5 protein-coding genes and 1 pseudogene are annotated in these 4,936 nt (G+C 50.2%); 3 read left to right on the top strand and 3 right to left on the bottom strand.

The annotated features are described in order from the left end of the window. The first annotated feature begins 106 nt into the window (after window positions 1-106). Window positions 107-286 (top strand): helix-turn-helix domain-containing protein, encoded by a 180-nt coding sequence (locus tag AC1Q5O_RS27200; RefSeq protein WP_492567195.1) that lies wholly within the window; start codon window positions 107-109, stop codon window positions 284-286. 463 nt (window positions 287-749) lie between these two features. Here AC1Q5O_RS27200 and AC1Q5O_RS27195 read toward each other — a convergent pair whose 3' ends face one another. The 3 genes and pseudogenes from AC1Q5O_RS27195 to AC1Q5O_RS27185 all read right to left on the bottom strand — a co-directional run. Beyond that, entirely contained in the window at window positions 750-1,163 is a 414-nt protein-coding gene (locus AC1Q5O_RS27195; protein ID WP_492567193.1) for a type II toxin-antitoxin system VapC family toxin, read from the bottom strand. Beyond that, window positions 1,160-1,408, bottom strand: a complete 249-nt coding sequence (locus tag AC1Q5O_RS27190) for a plasmid stabilization protein (RefSeq protein WP_492567191.1) — start codon at window positions 1,406-1,408, stop codon at window positions 1,160-1,162. Before AC1Q5O_RS27190 ends, AC1Q5O_RS27195 begins: the two co-directional genes overlap by 4 nt. Before the next feature lie 180 nt (window positions 1,409-1,588). Continuing rightward, a pseudogene (locus AC1Q5O_RS27185) lies at window positions 1,589-1,792 on the bottom strand (IS481 family transposase); the annotation flags it as partial. Window positions 1,793-2,515: 723 nt separating this feature from the next. Here AC1Q5O_RS27185 and repA point away from each other — a divergent pair. Together repA and repB are read left to right on the top strand one after the other, a co-directional pair. After that, complete coding sequence (gene repA / locus AC1Q5O_RS27180; RefSeq protein ID WP_492567189.1) at window positions 2,516-3,721, top strand: plasmid partitioning protein RepA; 1,206 nt, start codon at window positions 2,516-2,518, stop codon at window positions 3,719-3,721. Window positions 3,722-3,796: 75 nt separating this feature from the next. Continuing rightward, window positions 3,797-4,777 carry a plasmid partitioning protein RepB gene (gene repB, locus AC1Q5O_RS27175; protein WP_492567187.1) on the top strand — a complete coding sequence of 327 codons (981 nt, stop codon included), beginning with the start codon at window positions 3,797-3,799 and terminating at the stop codon, window positions 4,775-4,777. Window positions 4,778-4,936: the final 159 nt, after the last annotated feature.

Here is a 4,936-nt window from a genome sequence, read left to right as displayed (position 1 = left end):
CCCCGGAAGACCGGCGGCCGCAGCACCTGGGGAAGATTCAAACGGCACTATTGGGGAGTATTGATCCGGTAGTGACAATGGTCTAAGGAAAGTTCTGGCTCGCAATATGCGCATCAGGCGGGCGGAGCTGGATATTACTCAGGAAGAGGTCGCTCTGCGAACGGGTTTGACTCAAGCTTATCTCAGTGGAATTGAACGAGAAAAGCGAAATGTTTCTCTGGACAACATTCAAAAGATTGCGATAGCTCTGGAAACAACCGGCGCGTCTTTGCTCACGTCGCGTTGAAACAGCGTCTGCTTATTCGCTTCGTAGCCATGATACGCGATTGCGCTTTGCACTATCCTTGGCGTCCTTTGAAAGGCAAGGCTTCAAAAATCTGGGCGATTGCTCGGGAGCCTTCCCAATGAGGCGGATCGCTCTCGTCATGAGCACTGACCGATCGTTCGACGTTTCGCGACACTCGTCATTACCCGGCATCATTTAGTGTTTGCTCAGCACAAAGCTGCGAGTTGCATTCTTGGCAAATTATACAACTCCAAGCCGACAGTGGTGGTCCCGTGGTGAACTCTCCGTTCTTTGGGCGGATGTTTCACAGATCGATGACCGCCATTTCCCGAATAGTGATTGGCGCTTCGTTGTTATTATTTTAGGCCGGTAGGTTGCGCGTCCGCGCCGTATCCGTCCAACAAAGTTCAGGGCTCGGGTGCAGGAGACGTCCCTCCCCCGTTTGCGCGTTTGTGACAACGCTTCAGAACTCCCAGGGGGAAATTAGTTCGAGGCCCGTCGTAGCAAAATCGACTGTGTTGCGTGTGGCAAGGCGGCCACCATTGATGCGCGCAATAGCAGCAATCATGCCGTCTGGTGCCGACATCCCTCGCCCCTGCTGGCTGGCAATGCCCATTATTTGGCCGTAGGAAAGAGCCGCTTCTTCGGTCAGTCCAAATATCCGATCAGCGAACCGCCGCCGCCAGTCTGAAAGACCTTGCTCCAAACGCTCAGCCCTTTGGTCTGGTCGAATTCTCTGAATGCCGTATGCAATTTCAGCGATCGTTACCGTTGGCAAAGCAAGTTCCGCATCATGGCGTACCAACCAAGCGATAACCGCTGGATCTGGCGACTTCTTCAGCGTTTCGGAAATCACATTGGTATCCAGAAAGATCACAGTTCAGGTCCTGAATGAAATCTACGATTCTCGCGGATCAGGCCCTCAAGGTCGACTTCGCTGCCATAGGTCGTGGAGATTCGTGTATAGAACGCTATTGCCGGCTCGCGACCAGCTTCTCGAACTTCGTAAGATTCGAGGGCACGCTCAACGATATCAGCAATCGAGCGGTTTTCGCGCCTGGCAAGCCGATGCGCGATATCGCGAGCTCTGGCACTGCGTACTGATAATTGAGGTTCGGCCATAAGAAGTCTCCTTTCTCGAATATATAGCAAGGACAACGTGTGCCATCAAGATGGCAACTGGTAGAGTGGTGTCAGAGAGCCACATTGAGCCCTGTTAAGACGAGAGTATACGCATTTCAGCACATCAGATAGGAATGAAGCGGCCGATTGAAGAAGTGCGCTACAATGCAGGACGGCGATGTTCAGTCCCAGGAATTGATGGGTTGGGTCAATGATGAAACGACTGGGCTTAGAAGTCCATCGTTTGCAGGTGACTTCGTATGGCGAGAGCCCTCGAAGTGTCTTGAGGCGATAAGCGAAGTTGCAGGAAGCAATGAGGTCAGAGAGGTGTCGACGCAATTGGCCATACTCGTGGAAGTGGAAGCGTTTGACAGTCGCCTCCTCAGTGATTTGGTCACCCGTTTAGCCACGTGTTGTCTGGGGCATTTTTTGATCAGGCGTAGAACAATGCCGTTCTGCCGGCAGACGCGATCAGAGATGTATGGGAGAATACAGAATTTACTCCTAGGTGCTTCATTCCATTCTTATGAAAATAATGCATCATTAAAATCTGGGATCGAAGAAGGTCTCATCGATCAGTCCTAGACCATCGTAGATATCGGGATAATAGGAAGAGCAAGGGCGTTCTAATCAATATGGCTTGATATTGCTGTACGCCTTCACGGTTGAAGCGGGGCCAATCCGGAAGGGCTCGCGGGACTGCGCACAGCGTAGTTTTAGAACCTAAGTGCACCAGGGTATGGCCTAGTTCTGCAAGTTAAAGGTATTTTGGAAGTTTTTTGACTTTAGGACCATCACTATTTCAGTGGAGCTAACATGCTTTTGCATCAAGAAACGAGGTATCGAGCATCTAATCGCAGAAATTGACAGCCGTGCAGAACATGAAAAAATCAAACACCACCAATGGTTTAGCAGGCGATCAGGCGGATGAACTTACCAATCTCTCGTTTGATCTGATGAGATATATAGTTGCATTACCAAATGACGAAAATTGATTGTTAAGGTATTGTTAACCAAAAAAATCTTGCTGTTATTTCCGAATCGGGCATTAATCACGCTTCATAAGCGCATCGCTTGAGAAAAGCGTTATTCCGGAAATTACCAAATATGAACTTACTGCCCGATCACGAAATTCAGTTCGATTTTGATGAGGAGATTCTCGAACAAGGAGAGCTCATCTCGGATAAATTGAACATGTTGCGTCTGGAGCAGTATCCTCCTAATGCGCTCAAAAGCCTACGGCAATTTTCATCTGCGGAAGTAGCTGAATTTCTTGGCGTGACACAAAACCATATCAAGAAACTGCATTTGGAGGGGAAGGGCCCCGCTCCTGAAGTGTCTTGTTCTGGCCGGCGCTCGTATACAGCCCAGCAGATGCTTGAGCTGAGGCAGTATCTCGACAAGCATGGCCGCTCGGACTTTAAACGCTATGTCCCGCATCGTCGGCTAGGCGAAGCACTTCAGGTTATCTCTGTGGTGAATTTTAAAGGTGGTTCCGGCAAAACCACCACCGCTGCGCATCTCGCCCAGTATCTCGCATTGACCGGCCACCGTGTCTTGGCAATCGACCTTGATCCCCAGGCGTCGTTATCAGCTTTGCACGGGATACAACCTGAGCTGGATAAAAATCCATCATTGTACGAAGCGCTGCGCTACGACGAACATAGAAAATCGATCCGGGACATCATTCGCCCTACCAATTTTCCGGGCTTGGATATCGTTCCAGCAAATCTGGAATTGCAGGAATATGAATATGAGACCCCACTGGCGGCCTCGAATAAGAGTTCACCGGAGGGGCGGCTTTTCTTCACCCGCATTTCCTCGGCGTTGAAGGAGGTTGATGATCACTATGATGTCGTTGTTATTGATTGTCCACCACAGCTTGGATATCTGACGCTGACATCGCTTACGGCGTCAACTTCTGTTTTGATCACCGTGCACCCGCAGATGCTGGATGTGATGTCGATGTCACAGTTTCTGCTGATGCTTGGCGGAATACTTCAGTCAATCAAGGGTGCTGGCGCTGCCGTTCGGCTGAAATGGTTTCGCTATCTTGTAACCCGCTATGAGCCGACAGATGGGCCGCAGGCCCAGATGGTTGGTTTTCTGCAGGCACTTTTCAACAAACGAATGCTCAAAAGCCAAATGCTGAAGTCAACCGCTGTTTCGGATGCGGGGATTACCAAGCAGACCCTTTATGAAGTCGAAAAGAGTCAGTTCACGCGTTCAACCTACGAGCGGGCAATAGAAAGCCTGAATCTGGTCAATTCGGAGATCGTTTCCCTAGTTCATAAGGCATGGGGTCGCAAATGATGATTTTGACAGCCGTGCAGAACGGCAATTTTGCGCGTTATTTCAACACGCTAGGGTCGAATTTTGGAGGCAATGATGGCTAGAAAGGACCTTTTAGCAAGCATAACTGCTTCCTTGGTCGAGGACCAACAGGCGCATTCACTGTCGGGCGCCCGATCCGAATACGCCAAGCGTGGGGCGTCCCGTTCAATGATGCAGTCACTTGATGAACTTGCTGAAAATTCTATTCGGATGCTGGACGGAGAAACTGTCGTTTCGCTTGATCCCAGCAGCCTCGATGGTTCCTTCATTACCGATCGAATTGGGGAGGATGATGAGGCTTATCTAGAATTGAGGGAAGCAATTCGCCACTCGGGACAGTCTACGCCTATTCTAGTGCGTCCCCATCCGGATGATCCTAGACGGTATATGATCGTGTTCGGTCACAGACGGGCAAAGGTCGCAAGAGAGCTTGGATTCAAAGTTCGCGCGATCATAAAGCCGCTGGCTGATATCGAACATGTGCTGGCGCAAGGCCAGGAAAATACCGCAAGAGCGGATCTTTCGTTTATCGAGAAAGCGTTGTTTGCACGCAAACTCATGGACAGTGGGATGACAAAGGAGACGGTGAAGTCCGCTCTGACCATTGATGATACACTCCTATCCAGAATGGTCTCTGTCGTCGACACGGTGCCGGCGATTGTTTTGGATGCGGTAGGTGCCGCGAAGGGCGTGGGTCGGGATCGCTGGGAGGAGCTGAAGAAGCTTGTGCAGATCACAGGCAATGCAACCAAAGCAGTAGAGTTTATTGGGTCCAAGGACTTCCAAGCAAGCACCCAAGAAGGCTTTAGCCTCCTTCTCAATCACATCAAGTCATCAAAAAGGCAGAAGGCACCGAAGCGTGTGATTGATCAGGGGGCCTGGATTCCCGATGACAAGTTGGTCAGCGTAACGAGTAGGCCAAAGCCTAAGGGTTTTTCGCTCGACCTGACAGAAAAGGATGCGAAGCCATTTGGTGAATGGATTTCGAACAATTTGGATCGTCTTTATGAGACGTTCAAACAGTCAAGGAAGTAGAAACGGAGACTAGACACCGCACAAGAAAAAAGCCCACCTAAACATCTCTGTCTGGGAAGGCCTCTCTCGTATTCTTAGCAGGTCGAGAATCGCATTTCCGGGAATCAGTGTCAAGACATTTTGGCGTCGTTTGGGCGAGCGGATTTCTTTTGCCTATTG

The organism is Phyllobacterium sp. MT110 (assembly GCF_058792715.1).
Note: the sequence above shows the minus strand (reverse complement) of the source record. Positions and strands in the feature narration are given on the sequence as shown.

Bases quoted from the DNA above. Each gene is read 5' to 3' on its own strand.
- AC1Q5O_RS27200 (WP_492567195.1), top strand. From the start codon at position 107: ATGCGCATCAGGCGGGCGGAGCTGGATATTACTCAGGAAGAGGTCGCT.
- AC1Q5O_RS27190 (WP_492567191.1), bottom strand. From the start codon at position 1,408: ATGGCCGAACCTCAATTATCAGTACGCAGTGCCAGAGCTCGCGATATC.
- repA (WP_492567189.1), top strand. From the start codon at position 2,516: ATGAACTTACTGCCCGATCACGAAATTCAGTTCGATTTTGATGAGGAG.
- repB (WP_492567187.1), top strand. From the start codon at position 3,797: ATGGCTAGAAAGGACCTTTTAGCAAGCATAACTGCTTCCTTGGTCGAG.